Raw genomic sequence first — 17,537 nt, forward strand, 5'->3', positions numbered from 1 at the left:
TTCCTTTCAGGCCGGGTGATCGACGGCCGCCGCCAGCGGCGGCCGCACGAACAGCATCGGCTGCGGCTCGCCCACCAGCACGCAGGGCTTGCCGGTGCGGCGGCAGTGGTCCTGCACGCGCCAGTAGGCGCCGTGGCTCACGCAGCCGGTCTGGCAGATCACGAGATCGGCGGCGCGCAGGCCCGCCTCGAGCGCCGCGGGGTCGTCGGCCTCGTCGCCGCCGTCGTGGTGCAGGTAACGGCCGCCGGCAATCTCCACGAGCTGGCGCGCCAGCGAAGGCGCCTCGGGCGTCGCTTCCGAACGGCCCACGCACAGCACCGACTTGGCCCGCAGGTCGGCCGGCACCTGCGGCCCCGGCGGCAAGGCATGGTGACGCCGGCCGCCCGGCGCCAGCAGCGCATGCAGGCGCTGGGGCAAGGCGGTGCCCACGGCCGCGCGCGCCGCCAGCTCTTCGCGCACGATGGCAATCGCCGAGCCGCGCGCCACCAGCGCACCGCGCAGCCGCACGATCTGCGCCTCGAGCCGCTCGACCCGGGCGGCCTGCTCCACCAGCAGGCGCGAGCAACGCTCCTGCACCCGGGCATAGGCCCGCAGCAACACGGCATGTTCTTGCATCGGGAAGTCCATGGCGGCCATTCTAGATGAGAACAATTCTCAAATGAAACACCCGCGCGTCAGCGGGCCCGAAGCCTGGCTGGGTATAGTGGGACGCGTTTTTTTCCCCACCTCCCCCGGAGACAGCGACACCATGAGCTACGAAAACATCGACGTGCGGACCGAAGCAGGCAAGGTCGGCATCATCACCCTCAACCGCCCCAAGGCCCTCAATGCGCTGAACGACGCGCTGATGACCGAGCTGGGCCAGGCGCTCAAGGCCTTCGACGCCGACGACGCCATCGGCTGCATCATCCTCACGGGCAGCGAGCGCGCCTTCGCGGCCGGCGCCGACATCGCGGCGATGGCCAAGTACAGCTTCATCGACACCTACAAGGGCGACTACATCACGCGCAACTGGGAAACCATCCGCTCGATCCGCAAGCCGGTGATCGCGGCCGTGAGCGGCTTCGCACTGGGCGGCGGCTGCGAACTCGCGATGATGTGCGACTTCATCATCGCGGCCGACAACGCCAAGTTCGGCCAGCCCGAGATCAAGATCGGCGTGATCCCCGGCGCCGGCGGCACGCAACGCCTGCCGCGCGCAGTGGGCAAGAGCAAGGCCATGGACATGGCGCTCACGGCCCGCATGATGGACGCCGCCGAAGCCGAGCGCGCGGGCCTTGTGAGCCGCGTGGTGCCGTTCGAGAAACTGGCCGACGAGGCCCTGGGCGCCGCGCTGATCATTGCGGGCTTCTCGCAGATCGCCGTGATGGCGGCCAAGGAATCGGTCAACCGCGCCTTCGAGAGCGGCCTGAGCGACGGCGTGATGTTCGAACGCCGCCTGTTCCACGCGCTGTTCGCCACGCAGGACCAGAAGGAAGGCATGGACGCCTTTCTGGCCAAGCGCCAGCCGGATTTCAAGAACGCCTGATCCGCTGATACGCGGGCCCGGGGACCGCAGCGGCGGTCGCCGTCAGCGGGCTCGCGACAGCGCCGTGCGCAGCGCCTCGAGCGCCTGCGCCGGCGGCGTGCCGAGGAAGGCGGGGCCGCCCGGCTGCGGCGTCCACCGCACCTGATCGCCCGCGATTTCGAGCAAGGCCAGCAACGCGCCGTCGCGCCGCAGTTCGATGCGCGCCTCGACCGGCGCACCCAACTCCCCGCCCGACACGGTGGCCGCACGCGCCACGGTGTTCACCAGCGCCGCGAGGCCTTCGGTGTCGCCGCGCGCCTGGCGCGTGGTGGCGCCCGCGCGCGTGATGTCGAGGGTGGTCCAGCGGTCCAGTGCCGTGAAGCCCCCGGCCGCGACGGCCTTGGCGGCGGCCGACGCAGGGGCCGGCGCGGCTTGCACCGGTGCGGCGCGACGCTGCATGCCGGCGACATTCGCGCTGGCACCGCCTTGCGCGGCAAGCGATGGCGCCGTGTCTGCGGACTCGCGCTGCATCGGCGCTGGCGCTGCAGGCGCTGCAGGTGCTACGGCCGGCGCCGGCGGTGCAGCTGCGTAAGGCATCGGACTCTGACCGACATCGGCCATGGGCGGTGCAGCCGGCATGGGCGCAGATGCGATGGCCGGTGCGACAGGCGCAGGCACGGGCGCCGGGGCTTGCACCACCGGGGCCGCGGGCGCCGCCTTTTCCATCGCCCGTGCTTCGTCCTTCTGGACCGACGCCGCCGCCGCAGGGGCTTCGCGCCGCCGCGACGCTTCACGCGTTTCCTGCGTCTCGCGCTGCTTCAGGGTTTCTTTCGCATCGCGCGCCGCTTCGCTGCGCTGCGCAGCGGGCGGTGTCATGTCCGCCGTTACGGCCGGTTCAGCGGCTGGCGCAGGTGCTGCGGCCACTGCCGGTGCTTCGGCCGATTGCGCAGGCGCAGGCGGTGCCGACGCCGGCGCGGGCGCCCCGGCCACTTGCGCCTCGCCATCGAGCCGCGCGTCGGGCACCGGCTCGCGATGCCACAGCACGGTGACGAAGGTCGCCACGAGCACGGTCGCGAAGGCCGCGTTCCACGGCATGCGCGAGCGGGGGCTGCCGCCGCCGAACAGGCGTCGCCACCACGGCGCAGCCTGCACCGCAGGGCCGGCCGCCGGCGCGGAGACCGCAGCGAGGTTGTGCGCCATCTTCAGGATCGCCTCGCGCGTGTGGGCCGCGGGCACGGCGTCGCGGTCGGGCGCGTGATCCAGCGCGCGACGCAGCCGCGCGTCGTGCAGGTCGTGGTCGTCCATGCCGGTGCTCATGCGCGCTGCTCCAGCACCGACAGGTAGCGTTCCATGCAGCCGCGCAGCTTCTGCAGCCCGTAACGCAGGCGGCTGCGCACGGTCTCAAAGCCGATCTCCAGCCGGGCCGCTAGCGCGTCGACGGTGAGGCCGTCTTCATGGTGCAAGAGAAAAGCCGCGCGTTGCTCGGCCGGCAGTTCGTCCAGGCAGGCCAGCAACCGGCGCCCGGCAGCGCGCCAGAACGCCAGCTCTTCGGCCGACGGATGCGCCGACAGGTCGGTGGCCCCGTGCACGCCACGGTCGAGCGCGGGCACGGCGTCGCCGTCGTCGTCGGTCGCGTGGCCATCGAGCGTCACCTCGCGCCCGCTCACGCGCAGGCGGTCCATCGCGAGGTTGTGCGCGATGGTGAAGGCCCAGGTGCGCCAGGTGGCGCCCTGCGGCGAGAAGCTGTCGCGCGCCGAGATGATCCGCACCCAGGTGTCCTGGAACACCTCGTCGGCCTGCGCGGCCAGCCGCGCGCCGAGCAGGCGCTTGACGAAGCGGAACAGGCCGCCTTCGTGGCGCGCATAGAGCACGTCGAAGGCGGCGGCGTCGCCGTGGGCGTAGGCCAGCATCAACTGATCGTCGGGCATGGCGTCGCGCTCGGTGGCGGTGCGGGCAGCAGCAGAAGGGGCGCGTGGCAGCGCAGACATCGCAGGATTGTCACCCGAGCTTGTACGGCTCACGGAGGCGATCGGGGTTAGGTCGAAACGCGATCCGACGCATTCGATCGCAGAAAAATCGACCTGAAAACACCGGGAGTTGAACTGGGCCCAAAGCCTGGGCTATAATTTTGGGCTCGGTGCTGAATTGCACTGACGGCTCTTTAGCTCAGTCGGTTAGAGCGATGGAATCATAATCCACAGGTCCGCGGTTCGAGTCCGTGAAGAGCCACCAACACAGCCTCCCCGCCCCGGCGGAATGGCTCAAAAAGCCCTAAGTTTTCAACGACTTAGGGCTTTTTTCGTTCAGGCGCCCGACGCCGTTTCGCCGACCGGCACCCGGTCCAGCCGGAACGCCTCGGGCTCGCAGTGCACCAGACGCCAGCCGTGCGCGCCGTGCAACTGCAGTTCGTCCACCACGTCCGTCAGCGTGCCGATGAGTTCGTTGCCCCAGAACCTGCGCGCGCCGCGCACGGGGTTGAGCATCTGCCGCAGCCGCGGAATCGACAGCACGCGCTCCGCGTTGAAGAAGAACTCCAGCGCCAGATCGAAGGTGACCGGGTCGACGCGCTGCGTGCGGCCCGGGAAGCTCACGCTGCGGTCCATCGGCTGGAAGCTGTAGGCGCCCCACACGAGCGGCGTTGGCATCGCGCATGCCAGGCCGCGCGTCCGCAGCGACAGCAGGATGGAACGGTAGAAATCGTCGAACGCCGGTGCCGCCGCGGGCGGGCGCCCCCGCAGGTGCCGCGTGGGCGCGGGCGCCTCCTGCGCCAGTGGAACGATCTTCGTCCCCATCAACGACAGCACGTCCGGCGCCTCCTCGCTCGCTGCCTCGGGCACGTCGGCCAGGAACAGCAGGTTCAGGCGGTCGCCCAGCGTCGCCAGTTCGTCGATGCTGGTGAAGACCAGCGGCGCCACGCCCAGCGCGCGCAGCACGCGCCGCGCGTACTCGCGCTCGCGCAGCGCATGGCCGAGCACGCCGATGCGGCGGGCGGGGCGCGCCAGGGGCTCCGAGGGTGCGGCGAAGAAGCGGCTCATGCGGGAGCCCCTTCACAGTCCGCTGCGGCAACAACATGCCCGAGGCAGTGCTTTCGGGGGCTCGGGCCGCGGTTCGCGACCCCGGTGATCAGGACCGGCATGGGTGCTCGAAATTCTCAAAAGAATGAATGAAGCCGCGTCCGCTGCGCCCGCGCTTCATGCCGCATGCGATGCGGCACAAGGCAGCGGGCCCACTGAGGCAACCCGGCGCTCACCCATCCTAGGAAGGCCCGCACGGCCCGTACATAGGACTGTTCCGAAAAGCCGCGCCTTTCGCGCCCCTCAGAGCACCTTTGCGCCGCGCAGCCAGTCCAGCAGCATGGCCGAGTCGGCGCGCATGCGCAGGTCGGCCGCTTCGGCGTCGAAGCGCGTCGTCACCTGGGCCGACTGGTTGTTGTAGTGGTCGCTCTCGGCGGTCAACACGTCCAGCAGCGTGCGCTTGCCCAGGTGGTACCACTGCTCGTAGAAGATCTTGCGCACGCGGTCGGTTTCCTGGATCAGCTCGGTGTATTCGCCGGCACGGCTGGCCGCCGCGTCGCGCTGCTCGGCAGACGTGCGCAGCCGGTAGGCCAGGTCGCGCGCCGAGGCCTCGGCCTTTTCCTCGCCGGCCGCCGCGCGCTCGAAGGCCGCGCGTTCCGACGCACGCCCCGAGCCGCCCTGGAACGCGTTCCACTGCAGCGACAGGCCCGTGGACCACGGCTGCTTGTTGCCCGCCGAATCTTCCTGCGTGCTCTTGCCGACCACCCAGTTCAGCTGCGGCAGGCGCCCCGCCTTCACCGACTCCGCATACAGGCCCGCGGCCTTCGCCTCGGCCCGCGCCTGCTGCATCGCCGGATGCTCGGCGCCCGCAATCAGGGCGTCCTGCAGCGCGACCGGGCGGATCTCCCAGGCCAGGTCGGCCGGCCACTGCACCTCTTCGCCGACCAGCTTCACGAGGTTGACCTGTACCTCGCGCAGCTTGGCCACGATGGCGTCGCGGCCGGTCACGGCCTGCAGGCGGCGTGCGCGCGCCTGCGTGAGTTCGCTGGCGCGGCCGCGGTCGCTCTGCACGATCTGGCTCAGCATGTCGACCAGCTCTTCCATGCGCTTCACATAGCCCTGGCTGGCCTCGAGCGCCGCCTGGTGGCGCCGCTGTTCGAGCAGCGCCGACACGGTGTCGTACGCGATCTTCTGGCGCACCTGCTGCGCCGCCTGGTAAGCCGCCTTCGAGGTCTCGGTGCGGCTGTCGATGGTGGCGCTCAGGCGCCCCCAGTCGTACACCGGCGTGGTGATCGCAAGGTTGCCCGACGCGCTGCGCGTGCCGCTGTTGTTGGCGCCGCCGCCGAAGGTCGCGGATGGCGACGACACGCCCACCTGCACCTGCGGCCAACGCTGGCCCTTGGCCTGGTCGATGTCGTACTCGGCCGCCTTCCAGTTGGCCTGCGCCTCGCGCGCCTCGGCGCTGAGCTCGAGCGCCTTGCGCACGTTCTCGTCGAGGTAGGCGCGCAGGCGCTCGCCCGCGTCGCCGCTGAGGCCCATCGACGAGGCGGAGGCCACCACCTTGCGCATCTGGAACGGCGGCGGCGAGGCCGCCACGAACGGCGCAGGCATGGCCACAGGCGCCACGGCAACCGCCACGGCCGGCGCTGCAGCCAACCGCCGCGCCACCTTCAGCGCGGGCGCCTCGTCCTGCAACGCATGCGCCACCGACGCACCGGCGCCGAACAGCATCGACACCGACAGCAGCGCGCACACGCCCGGCTGCATGGATTTGTTCTTCTTCGTTTTCATGATGACTTCGACTCCTGCTCAGCGTTCGCGGAACGCTTCGCGCGCCTTGAGCACCGGCTTCAGCAGGTAGCTCAAAACTGATTTCTCGCCCGTGCGGATCTCGACCGTGGCGGTCATGCCGGGAATGATGGGGAACTCCTTGTCGCCCGCGCTCAAGGAGGCTTTGTCGGTGCGCACCAGCAGGCGGTAGTACGAGGTGTCGCCGCGCGCGCCCTGGCGTGCCTTCTCGTCGTCCTTCAGCGTGTCGGGGCTCAGGTGCTCCACCGTGCCGGTGAGGCCACCGTAGATGCCGTAGTCGTAGGCCGAGATCTTCACGGTGGCCGGCAGCGTCGGGCGGATGAAGGCCACGTCCGAGGGCTTGATCTTGGCTTCCACCAGCAGCTGGTCTTCCAGCGGCACGATCTCCATGATGTCCGCGCCCTGCTGGATCACGCCGCCGATGGTGTTCACGCGGATGTTCTTCACGGTGCCCTTCACGGGCGCCTTGATGGTGGTTCGCTTCATCACGTCCTCGCGCGCGCCCATGTTCTCCTTGGCCTGCGCCAGCTCGCCCTCGAAGCGCGTGAGCTCGGCGTTGGCCTCGGCCCGGTACTTGTTCTGGCGCTCGGCGATCTGCAGGCGGAACTCGTTGGCCTGGCGCTTCATGCGCAGGACTTCCACTTCCGACATCAGGCCGCGCGCCGACAGCGGCTCCGACAGCGAGATCTCGCGCTCGGCCAGCTGCAGGCTGCGCTGCAGCGCGCCCACGCTCTCGTTGAGCGTCTGGCGGCGTGCGTTGTAGGCCTGCGTCTCGTCGCGCACGATCGAGTCCACGCCCAGCACGTCCGGCGGAAACGCCAGCGGCTGTGCATAAGCCTCGGCGCGCAGGCGGGCAATGGAGCCCTTCAGCGCCTGCACCTTCGAGAGCCCTTCGCGGTACGACGCACCCGCGCGCGTCGGGTCGATCTCGAGCAGGATCTGCCCGCGCTCGACCACGTCGCCTTCGTGCACGTTCATCTCTTCCAGGATGCCGCCTTCCAGGCTCTGGATGATCTGCTCGCGGCTGGCCGGAATCACGCGGCCTTCGCCCTGCGTGATCTCTTCCACCTTGGCAAAGTGCGCCCACACGCCGCCGACCACGAGGATCGTCGCAATGAGGTACAGCACCGCCAGGCTGCCCGGCGTCTTCTGCACCAGCATCGCCTCGCGCAGGTCCTTCACGAAGGGCGAGTCTTCGTGGCGTGCCTGGCCGCTCGGGCCCGGGCGCTTCGCGGGCAGCTTCGCCACGGGGGCCGGCACCTTCGCCGGCAAGGCCGCGCCGGGCATGGGCCCCGCGGTGGTTTCATTCGTGTTCATGGCATCGTTTCCTTGCATCGGGTACGCGCTCACGCGGGCACCGCTTGTTCGTTCGGTTCATTGCCGGCCGCGCCGCGCAGGCGCGCCAGCACGGCGTCTTTCGGTCCGTCGAGGAACACCTTGCCGTCGCCGTCCATCACGACGATGCGATCGACCAGGTCGAGCACCGACAGCCGGTGCGTGGCCACCACCAGGGTCTGGCCCTGCGTGACGTGCGCCATGCGGCGCAAAAATTCGTGTTCGGTCTGCAGGTCCATCGAGCTGGTGGGCTCGTCCATCAGCAGGATGCGCGGGCGCAGCAGCAGGCAGCGCGCGAGCGCCACCAGCTGGCGCTGCCCGCCCGACAGGCCGTGGCCGCCCTCGCCGATGGGCATGTCGTAGCCGCGCGGATGGCGCGCCGCAATCGCGTCGATGCCGGTGATGCGCGCCACGTGCAAGAACTCTTCCGTGGTGGCCGAGGGGTGCCCCGCACGGGGGCACGCATGAAAAATGAATGAGAAAAAAGTGGGCCCTCGACGCCACGGCCGGGCGACGGGCCCCGTCGGCTTAAAGGATGGTCACGTGGACCTTGTCCTCGACCAGCAGTTCGGCCGTGCCGGCCAGGTTGGTGTAGACGTGGTACGTCACGCCGCCCACCGTGGCATTGCTGCCCTGGGTCCAGCCGTCGTCGCCGTGGGTGCCGCCGAGCAGGTCGACTTCGCCATTGGCGCCGTTGACCAGCATCTGCACCTTGCCGTCGGCCACGACCATGTCGCGCGCGCCACCGGCCAGCACGTCGTGCGTGCTCAGCGCCAGCGTGTTGCCGCCCGACCCGAGGTCGAACTTCTCCACGCCCTGCACCTTCGGGCCGAGGGCCGACAAGTCGATGTGCATCGCCTTGCCGTGCATCACCAGGGTGTCGATGCCCAGGCCGCCGTCGATGTGGGCGAAGTCGCCGCTGTGGACGCGGATGACGTCGTCGCCCGCACCGCCATGCACCGTGTCGCCCGTGCCCACCTTCATGAAGGTGTCGTTGCCCGCGCCGCCTGCGAGGCGGTCGGCGAAGCCGAGTTTGGCGATGAACGTCTCGTCGCTTTCGGTGTAGACCTGGGCCGGGCTGTCGATGATGTTGTCGTCCGTCATCTCCACAGGTTCGAAGACACCGAAGGTGCCGGCGGGGTAGGCCCAGAAGTGACTGGTCTTGTTGACGGGGACGGAGACAAAAGCCGTCAGGTTGCCCGCCGCATCTTCGAACGCCACCTTGATCGGGATTCCCGCCGGGATGGGGAGGTCCCGCCACACGCTGGTGATCGTTCCATCCCTGTGGCCCTCGGTGACCTGGAGGTAGTAGTCCTTCTCGATGTTGTTTTCGACGTAGCGAATGACGACCCGAGCCGCGTCCTTGACCCCGGGATTCTCAGCGACTGGAATGTCGAGGGCCCACCAGTACCACAAGTGGGCGTACGACAGATAGATGCCGCCCTGGGCAAGAACCGGCGGTGCCGTATCCACCGTGAACTCGAACGCACCCGAGGGCGCACTCGTGTTGCCCGCCTGGTCCGCCCCCGCCACCGTGATGCTGTGCGCACCTTCGCCCAGCGCCTTGGCCGGCGTGTAGGTCCAGTTGCCCGAGGCGTTGGCCTGCACGCGGTCGATCTCCACGCCCTTGTCGTAGATGATCACGGTGCCGTTCGCATCGGCCTTGCCGCTGAAGGTTGGCTTGGCGTCGTTGGTGGTGGTGCCGCTGGCAATGGCGCCTGTGATGGCCTCCACGTCGTCGATCACCGACACGATGGTCGGCTTGCCCGGCGGCGTGGTGGCCACCGTGAAGCCGAAGGCATCCGACGCCACGCTGGCGTTGCCCGCCTTGTCCACCGCCGTCACCGTGATGGTGTGCACGCCATTGCCCAAGGCCGTGGCCGGCGTCCAGCTCCAGTTGCCCGACGCATCGGCTTGCACCTGCGTGAGCTTCACGCCCTTGTCGTAGATGACCACGGTGCTGTTGGCCTCGGCCTTGCCCGAGAAGTCGGGGCGCGCGTCGTCGGTGGTGCCGTTGAGTGCCACGCTGCCCACGATGCTGCCGACGTCATCGACCACCGACACGATGGTCGGCCTGGCCGGCGGCGTCGTGTCCACCACGAAGTTCCAGCTGCCGCTGGCCTCGCTGGTCTGGCCCAGCGGATTGGTGGACGTGGCGGTGATGCCGTGCGCACCCTCGGCCAGATTGGCCAGGGGCGTGAAGCTCCACTGGCCCGAGGCGTCGGCGACGACCTGGCCCAGCAGCGTGCTGCCGTCGTAGAACTTGACCGTGTGGTTCACCTCCACACCGTTGTTGAAGACGATGACGGTGCTGTTGGCCTCGGCCTTGCCCGTGACCAGGGGCTGGGTGTCGTCGGTGAAGTCGCCGCTGTACAGGTCGCCCTGCTCGCCGCCCACGTCGTCGTACACCGACACGATGACCGGCTTGGGCGGCGGCACGGTGGACACCGTGAAGCCGAAGGCATCCGACGGCGCGCTGAGGTTGCCCGCCTGGTCGACGGCCTTCACGGTGATGGTGTGCACGCCGTTGTTCAGCGCCGTCGTCGGCGTCCAGGTCCAGTTGCCCGACGCATCGACAGGCACGCGCTTGACCTCCACACCCTTGTCATAGATGACCACGGTGCTGTTGGCTTCGGCCTTGCCCGTGAAGACGGGGCGCGGGTCGTCGATGACGCCGTTCAGCGTCACTTCGCCCTGGATGGTGCCCACGTCGTCGACCACCGACACGATGGTCGGCTTGGCCGGCGGCGTCGCGTCGACGGTGAAGTCGAACGCGGCCGAGGGCGCGCTCACGTTGCCTGCGGCGTCCGTAGCGGTCACGGTCACGTTGTGCGCGCCGTTGCCCAGCGGCGTGGTCGGCGTGACGCTCCAGTCGCCCGCGGCGTTGGCCGTGGTCTCGCCCAGCAGCGTGCCGCCGTCGTAGACCTTCACGGTGCTGCCCGGCTCGGCCTTGCCCTTGAACTGCGGCCGGGTGTCGTCGGTGACGCCGCCCTGCACCACGTTGGTGGTGAGGCTGCCCACGTCGTCGAGCACCGCCACGATGGTCGGCGCGCCCGGCGCGGTGAAGTCGACGGTGAAGTCGAACACCGCCGTCTTCGCGCTCTCGCCGTGCGCCGCCGTGGTCACGGTGGCGCTCAGTTCGTACGCGCCTTCGCGCAGCGCGGTGGCCGGCGTGAGGCTCCAGTCACCGTTGGCGTCGGCCACGACCGAGCCCAGCACGGTGGTGCCGTCGTACACCTTCACGGTGCCGCCCGGGGTGGCCTTGCCGTGCAGGGTCGGGGTGGCGTCGTCGGTGACGCCGCCCTGGGCGATCTCGCCGAGGATGTCGCCGGTGTTGCCCGTGGGGTCCATCTCGATGGCGGTGAACTCGTTCTTGCCTTGCAGGAGCGGCGTGCTCACCTGCAGCGTCCACTTGCCGTCGGCCTCCACGATCGCGCGGCCGAGCTCGCGGCTGCCCGTGCTGTCCTTGACGGTCACGATGATGGTGTCGCCGGCCGTGCCGGTGCCGCTGAGCAGCGGACGGCTGTCGTCGGTCTTGCCGCCCGAAGCCACGTTGCCCGTGACTTCGCCCACGTCGTCGGCCACGCCCGTGATGGCCAGCTTGCTGGCATCGGGCGGGGTCACGTCGATCTCGAAATCGAAGGGGTCGGAGGGCTTGCTCTCGTTGCCGGCCGGGTCGCGCGCGATGACGGTGATGGAGTGGTCGCCCTCCTTCAGGTCGGTCGAGGGCGTGAAGGTCCAGGCGCCGTTCTCGTCCACGTCGGTGGTGCCGATCACGGTGTCACCGTCCTTGATGACGATGGTGTCGCCCGGCGTGCCTTCGCCATGGAACTCGGGCTGGCGGTCGTCGGTGACGCCACCCGGGGTGATGGGGCCCTGGTACTCGCCCATGTTGTCGTTGGCGCCGCCCACCTGGGGCTGCGCGGGCGGGGTGATGTCGACGACGAAATCGAACGGGTCGGAGGGCTCGCTCTCGTTGCCCGCGGGGTCGCGCTCGACGATGGTGATGGAGTGCTCGCCCTCGCTCAGGTCGGTCGGCGGCGTGAAGGTCCACACGCCGTCCCCGTTCACTTCGACGCGGCCGATTTCCTTGCCGTGGTCCTGCACGATGATGGTGTCGCCCGGGGTGCCCTGGCCGTTGAACTCGGGACGCTGGTCGTCCGTCGCGCCGCCCGGGGGCACGCGGCCCTTGATGGGGCCCACGTCGTCGATGACGGCGCCGGGGCCTTCGCTGCTGCCGCCGTCCCACTCGGGCTTGGGCGGCGGGGTGGTGTCGACGGCGAACTCGAACGGGTCCGAAGGCTCGCCTTCACGGCCGGCCGGATCGCTCTCGGTGATGGTGATGGAATGGTTGCCCTCGCTCAGGTCCTTCGGTGGCGTGAAGTGCCACGCGCCGTTGCCGTCCACGAGGGTCTTGCCGATTTCTTTGCCGTTGTCGTACATGGTGATGGTATTGCCGGGGGTGCCGGTTCCGAAAAAATCAGGTCGCGTGTCGTCGGTCTGGCCGCCGGGTTGGATCTGGCCCTGGATGGGGCCGACGTCGTCGTAGGCACCGCCAATGCCGTCGAAGCCGGGCTTGCCGGGAGGACGCACGTCGGGCGGGGGCAGCACAGGCGGAAGGCTGGGCGCGGTCGCGCCATCGCTGCCGCTGGCCGCGGCAATGGCGCCCAGGCCGAGCGCGGCCAGGCCGCCGGTCATCAGCAGGGGCAGCATGCCGCCGAAGACGTCGTTGCCGGCGGCCGCTTCGGTGCCGGCCAGGTACGGCGCACCCGCGCCGTACGAATCGCCGCCCAGCGCCACGGGCGCCGACTGGCCTTCGGCCAGCGCGTAGATGTCGCCCGCGCCATCGGTGCGCGCATACGCATACAGCTGGCCGTCCTCGGCCACGCCATACAGGCCCACGGGTTCGGACTGCGCGTAGTAGCCCTCGAGCACCAGGCCCGGGCTCGTCTCGCCTTCGAGCGTGATCTGCAGGTCGTTGCCCACGCGCGTGAGCGTCACGTTCTCGGGCGCAAAACCGTCATCGCCCTTGAGCAGGTACTTCGCACCCTTCTGGACCTTGATGCGGACCGGCGCCTTGCCGTTCGTTGCCGCTTCCACCGTGTGATCGATGTTCCTGCCGTTGCTGTTGACGACGACCTTCGTCTTCTTCGTTGCCATGTGATTCCTAGTGCTGGAGAGATAAATCGGGACCGGACGAGCACGCGAAATGCACGCGACTCGATCAAGCGGTTTCTTGATCGATGACTTTAGGAAGGCGGTCCCGTTCGATCCATCGGACGAGTCCGAAAGCACTAGCCCCCGGGATAGGCGCAGGGCGAAACTGTGAACAAAGCCCCCGGAAGTACCTACAAAGCAGAAAGGCCCTTGCAAGTCGACGACTCGCAAGGGCCTTGGGGGGAAAGAACGTGGTGGGTGAAAAGTGCCGGGGAAAATCCAGCCTGCTCAATCAGTGAGCAACGTGGTGCGAAGCCGCGCCAATGCTCGCTCTGCTGGCTCGCCTCCTCAAGCAACCCACAGAGTTATGCACAGAAAGAACGAACAACTGTCATCAAGTTGACTTGGCCGCGACGTAGCCCTTGAACTGCTCGCGCAATTTGGTCTTCAGCAGCTTGCCGGTGGCTGTATGCGGCAGGCTGTCGACGAAAGCCACGTCGTCGGGCAGCCACCACTTGGCCACGCGCTGCGAAAGAAAAGTGAGCAGTTCCTCGCCCGTGACCTCTGCGCCTGCACGCTTCACGACGATCAGCAGGGGCCGCTCCTGCCACTTCGGATGCGCGATGCCGATCACCGCCGCCTCGGCCACGGCCGGGTGCGCGCTGGCCGCGTTCTCCAGGTCGATCGACGAGATCCACTCGCCGCCCGACTTGATGACGTCCTTGGCGCGGTCGACCAGCTGCACATAACCGTCGGCGTCGATGTTGGCCACGTCGCCGGTCGGAAAGAAGCCCTCGGCATCGAGCACGTCGCCGCCTTCGCTGCGGAAGTAACCGCTCGCAATCCACGGGCCGCGCACATGCAGGTGGCCGAAGGCCACGCCGTCGTGCGGCAGGCGCTGGCCGTTCTCGTCGACGATCTTGAGCTCCACGCCCCACACGCCGCGGCCCTGGCGCATCTTGACCGTCGTCTGCTCCTCTTTCGGGAGCGCGAGGTGCTTGGGCAGCAGGTTGCCGATCACGCCGATGGGGCTGGTCTCGGTCATGCCCCAGCCTTGCACGAAGTCGGCGCCGAAGTCGCGCTCGAAGCGCTCGATCATGGCGCGCGGCGTGGCGGCGCCGCCCACGCCGATGCGCTTGAGGCCGATGGCGCGGGTGTCGATCTCGGGGTGGGCGTCGAAGTACTGGAACAGCATGAGCCACACGGTGGGCACCGCCTGCGAGAAGCTCACCTTCTCGTCGCGCATGAGTTCGTACAGGCTCTGGCCGTCCAGGTGCGGGCCGGGCATGACGAGCTTGGCGCCCACCATCGGCGCCGAGTACGGCATGCCCCAGGCGTTGGCATGGAACATGGGTACGGCCAGCAGCAGCGTCATCTGCGAGCACACGCCGAAGGTGTCGGGCGCGCATTCCATCAGCGAATGCAGCACGGTGGAGCGATGGCTGTACAGCACGCCCTTGGGGTTGCCCGTGGTGCCCGACGTGTAGCAAAGCGACGAGGCCGTGCGCTCGTCGAACTCGGGCCAGGTGTAGTCCTCGCTCTGCGCGCCGATGAGCTCGTCGTAGCACAGCAGGTTCGGCACGTCGATGGCCGGCATGTGGGCGCGGTCGGTCATGGCGACGAAGGCGCGCACGCTCTTGAGCTTGGGCGCGAGCTTCTCGACCAGCGGCGCGAAGCTGGTGTCGAAGAACAGCACCTTGTCTTCGGCGTGGTTGACGATGTAGTCGATCTGCTCCGGAAAGAGCCGCGGGTTCACCGTGTGCAGCACCGCACCCGAACCCGACACGCCGTAGTACAGCGCCAGGTGCCGATACGTGTTCCACGCCAGCGTGCCCACGCGGTCGCCGGGCGCCACGCCCAGCGCCTTCATCGCGTTGGCCACCTGCTTGGAACGCCGCTGCACCTCGCGGTAGTTGGTGCGGTGCACCGGGCCTTCAACGGTGCGCCCGACGATCTCGACGTGGGGGTGGAAGGTGGCCGCGTGATCGATCAGCGACGAGATCAGCAGCGGGCGGTCCTGCATCAGTCCGAGCATGGTGTGTGTCTCCTGTGGTTCTTTTGAGCGTGCTTCTGCGAAGGCTACTTCACGGCGATCGAATCGCCCATGGGCTCGAACTCCTTGCCGTTGAACTGCACCAGCTGCAGCGTGTTGAACGGAAAGTAGTCGGTGGCCGAGGTGTTCAGCGCAATGCCCGGCAGCAGCATGCCGGTGCGCATGTTCTTCAGCGTGGTGGCCTGCTTGAGCACGTTCTCGCGCGTGAGGTTGTCGCCCGAGGCCTTGAGCACCGTCTCCATCGCCTGCGCCACGCCGTAGCCGTACACGCCGGCGGCGTTGTTCACGTCTTCGTTGGGGGCGTACTTCTTCATGAAGGCCAGGAACTCCTGCGTGGCCGGGTCGTTGGCCCAGCGCGGCTGCGCGGCGTCCTTGAAGAAGGCCATGGCCATGATGCCCTTCGACTTCTCCAGGCCCGCGGGCTCCAGCGTCATCTTCACGTAGGCCGACACGTAGGTGAGGTACTGCTGCTTGGGCTTCCAGCCGATGTCCCAGGCCTTGCGGATGGCCTGCGCGGCGAAGCGCGCGGTGGCGAAGTTGACGAACACGTCGGCGCCCGACGACTGCAGCTTGATGATCTGCGAATCGACCGTGGGGTCGGCCACCTCGAACGAGGCCTCGGCCACCACCATCGAGGCCTTGTCGCCCAGGCCCTTCTTCAGGCCCTTGAGCAGGTCCTTGCCGAAGTCGTCGTTCTGGTAGAGCACGGCGATCTTCGCGTTGGGCATCGTCTTCAGGATGTTCTTCGCGTAGAGGCTGCCCTCGCCCTCGTAGCTGGGCATGTAGGGCGTGGTCCAGGGGTAGGCCTTGGGGTCGTTGAAGCGGTCGGCGCCCACGCCCAGGAACAGGTGCGGCACCTTCTTGGCGTTCATGTAGCGCTGGATCGCGGCATTCGATGCCGAGCCCAGGTTGCCGTACACGGCGAGCACTTCGTCCTGCTCGACCAGCTTGCGCACCACCTCGGTGGTGCGCGGCGGCGTGTACTGGTCGTCGTAGCTGATGAGCCTCACCTTGCGGCCGTTGATGCCGCCCTTGTCGTTCACCATCTTGAAGTACGCCTCGTTGACCTTGCCGACGATGCCGTACGACGAAACGGGGCCGCTGTAGGGCATGGCCATGCCGAGCTTGATCTCGGTGTCGGAGGCACCGGTGTCGTACTTCTTCTGCGCAAGGGCCGCGCCGGCGGTGAACAGGAGGGCCGCGCCGCCCAGGGCGGCGGCCAGTCGAACGATGGAGGTCATGGAAGCTTCAGTGGAAACAAAAAGGGGAAATGAATGGCGGGCCGACAGCGCGGCCCGCGTGACGTCGATCAATCGCCGAGCACTTTGCCGAAGGGCTCGTAGCGCGTGCCGTTGAAGCGCACCAGCTGCATGCGCTCGATCGGGTAGAAGTCGGTCGGCGAGGTCTTCACCTCGATGCCCGGGTAGAGCATGGGCGGGCTGTACTGCAGGTTGGCCGCCACCTTCATGATGTTGGCGCGCGTGAGGTCGTCGCCCGCCTTGCGCAGCACCTGCTCCAGCGTCTGCGCCGACGAGTAGCCCAGCACGTTGAGCGAATCGCTCAGGTCGCCCGAGGGGTAGTACTTGCTGAACCAGGTCTTGTAGTCCTCGTACTCCTTGGCGCCCTTCCACATGTCGTCCGCCGGGTCGCGCAGGTAGGTGGCCGAGATCACGCCCACCGCGTTCTCGGGGCCGGCCGGCTTGATCACCGCCGACACCGACACCGACACGCTCGACAAATACTGCGTGGGCTTCCAGCCGATGTCGGCCGCCTTGCGGATCGCCTGCGCCGCGAACTTGGGCGTGGTGATGCTGAAGAAGGTGTCGGCGCCCGAGGCCTTCAGGTTGACCATCTGGCTGTCGATGGTCGGGTCGGTCACCTCGTAGGTCGACTGCGCCACGATCATCGTCTTGGCCTTGTCGCCCAGCGCTTCGAGAAAGCCCTTCAAAAAGTCCTTGCCGAAGTCGTCGTTCTGCATGAGCACGGCGATCTTCGCGTTGGGCTTGGTGCTCAGGATGTGCTGCGCGTAGATCTTGCCTTCGGTCTGGTACGTGGGCTGCCAGCCCATGGTCCACGGGAAGGCCTTCGGGTCGCCGAAGCGCGTGGCGCCCGTGGCCACGAACAGCTGCGGCACCTTCTTGGCGTTCATGTAGCGCTGGATGGCCAGGTTGTGCGCCGTGCCCAGCGGGCCGAAGAGCACCAGCACTTCATCTTGCTCGACCAGCTTGCGCGCCTGCTCCACCGTCTTCGATGGGTTGTAGGCATCGTCCAGCGAGATGAACGTGACCTTGCGGCCGTTGATGCCGCCCTCGGCATTGAGCTTGGCGAAGTAGCCCGCCGCCGCCTTGCCGATGGTGCCGTAGGCCGACACCGGGCCCGAGTACGGGACGATGTGGCCGATCTTGATCTCGGTGTCGCTCGCGCCCGGGTCGTAGCGCTTCTGGGCCTGCGCCGTGAAGGCCGTGGCGAGGCCGAGCGTGGCGGCGAGGCCGGCGCCGAGCAGGCGGCGGCGCGTGCCGGGGCGGGCGGAAAAGAGGGAACGTGTCATGGTGTTGTCTCCGTCGTTCTCGTGAAAAAGAAGCTGCGGCCGCGGGCCTCTCAACGGCCTTGTATCGATCTCTTTCGGACCTCGTGCGGCGTTCGGGCTGGATGGTAGGCAGCG

12 protein-coding genes and 1 tRNA gene are annotated in these 17,537 nt (G+C 68.3%); 2 read left to right on the top strand and 11 right to left on the bottom strand.

From position 1 onward, the window contains the following. Window positions 1-6: 6 nt before the first annotated feature. Entirely contained in the window at window positions 7-615 is a 609-nt protein-coding gene (locus AC07YS_RS01905) for a DUF2325 domain-containing protein (protein WP_495267062.1), read from the bottom strand. A gap of 133 nt (window positions 616-748) precedes the next feature. On the opposite strand from AC07YS_RS01905, the gene AC07YS_RS01910 reads away from it, so the two are divergent. After that, the gene (locus AC07YS_RS01910) at window positions 749-1,528 is read left to right on the top strand and encodes an enoyl-CoA hydratase (protein WP_062481985.1); all 780 of its coding nucleotides are present in this window, start codon (window positions 749-751) and stop codon (window positions 1,526-1,528) included. A gap of 42 nt (window positions 1,529-1,570) precedes the next feature. Here the strand turns inward: AC07YS_RS01910 and AC07YS_RS01915 are convergent, their stop codons facing one another. Further along, the gene (locus tag AC07YS_RS01915; RefSeq protein ID WP_495267061.1) at window positions 1,571-2,824 is read right to left on the bottom strand and encodes a hypothetical protein; all 1,254 of its coding nucleotides are present in this window, start codon (window positions 2,822-2,824) and stop codon (window positions 1,571-1,573) included. Beyond that, entirely contained in the window at window positions 2,821-3,495 is a 675-nt protein-coding gene (locus tag AC07YS_RS01920; RefSeq protein WP_062475124.1) for a sigma-70 family RNA polymerase sigma factor, read from the bottom strand. The genes AC07YS_RS01915 and AC07YS_RS01920 overlap by 4 nt, the downstream gene beginning before the upstream one ends. A gap of 167 nt (window positions 3,496-3,662) precedes the next feature. Between AC07YS_RS01920 and AC07YS_RS01925 the strand changes: the two genes are divergently transcribed. Then, window positions 3,663-3,739: transfer RNA gene (locus AC07YS_RS01925), tRNA-Met, on the top strand. A 71-nt stretch (window positions 3,740-3,810) separates the two neighbouring features. On the opposite strand, the gene AC07YS_RS01930 is transcribed toward AC07YS_RS01925, so the two are convergent. From AC07YS_RS01930 to AC07YS_RS01965, 8 genes are all read right to left on the bottom strand, one after another. After that, window positions 3,811-4,542: a hypothetical protein gene (locus AC07YS_RS01930; protein ID WP_495267060.1), complete on the bottom strand. Its 732-nt coding sequence runs from the start codon at window positions 4,540-4,542 to the stop codon at window positions 3,811-3,813. A gap of 282 nt (window positions 4,543-4,824) precedes the next feature. After that, window positions 4,825-6,312: a TolC family protein gene (locus AC07YS_RS01935; protein ID WP_495267059.1), complete on the bottom strand. Its 1,488-nt coding sequence runs from the start codon at window positions 6,310-6,312 to the stop codon at window positions 4,825-4,827. A gap of 18 nt (window positions 6,313-6,330) precedes the next feature. Beyond that, entirely contained in the window at window positions 6,331-7,647 is a 1,317-nt protein-coding gene (locus tag AC07YS_RS01940; RefSeq protein WP_495267058.1) for an HlyD family type I secretion periplasmic adaptor subunit, read from the bottom strand. A gap of 29 nt (window positions 7,648-7,676) precedes the next feature. Then, entirely contained in the window at window positions 7,677-8,078 is a 402-nt protein-coding gene (locus AC07YS_RS01945; RefSeq protein ID WP_495267057.1) for an ATP-binding cassette domain-containing protein, read from the bottom strand. Window positions 8,079-8,193: 115 nt separating this feature from the next. After that, on the bottom strand, window positions 8,194-12,825 hold the full coding sequence (locus tag AC07YS_RS01950; RefSeq protein WP_495267056.1) for an Ig-like domain-containing protein: 4,632 nt from the start codon (window positions 12,823-12,825) through the stop codon (window positions 8,194-8,196). A gap of 391 nt (window positions 12,826-13,216) precedes the next feature. Continuing rightward, window positions 13,217-14,857 carry a 3-(methylthio)propionyl-CoA ligase gene (locus AC07YS_RS01955; protein WP_495267055.1) on the bottom strand — a complete coding sequence of 547 codons (1,641 nt, stop codon included), beginning with the start codon at window positions 14,855-14,857 and terminating at the stop codon, window positions 13,217-13,219. A gap of 44 nt (window positions 14,858-14,901) precedes the next feature. Further along, window positions 14,902-16,116, bottom strand: a complete 1,215-nt coding sequence (locus AC07YS_RS01960) for an ABC transporter substrate-binding protein (RefSeq protein WP_495267054.1) — start codon at window positions 16,114-16,116, stop codon at window positions 14,902-14,904. 68 nt (window positions 16,117-16,184) lie between these two features. Next, entirely contained in the window at window positions 16,185-17,423 is a 1,239-nt protein-coding gene (locus AC07YS_RS01965) for an ABC transporter substrate-binding protein (RefSeq protein WP_495262384.1), read from the bottom strand. Window positions 17,424-17,537: the final 114 nt, after the last annotated feature.

This window comes from Variovorax sp. GW458-11-26-14-LB1 (assembly GCF_059423965.1).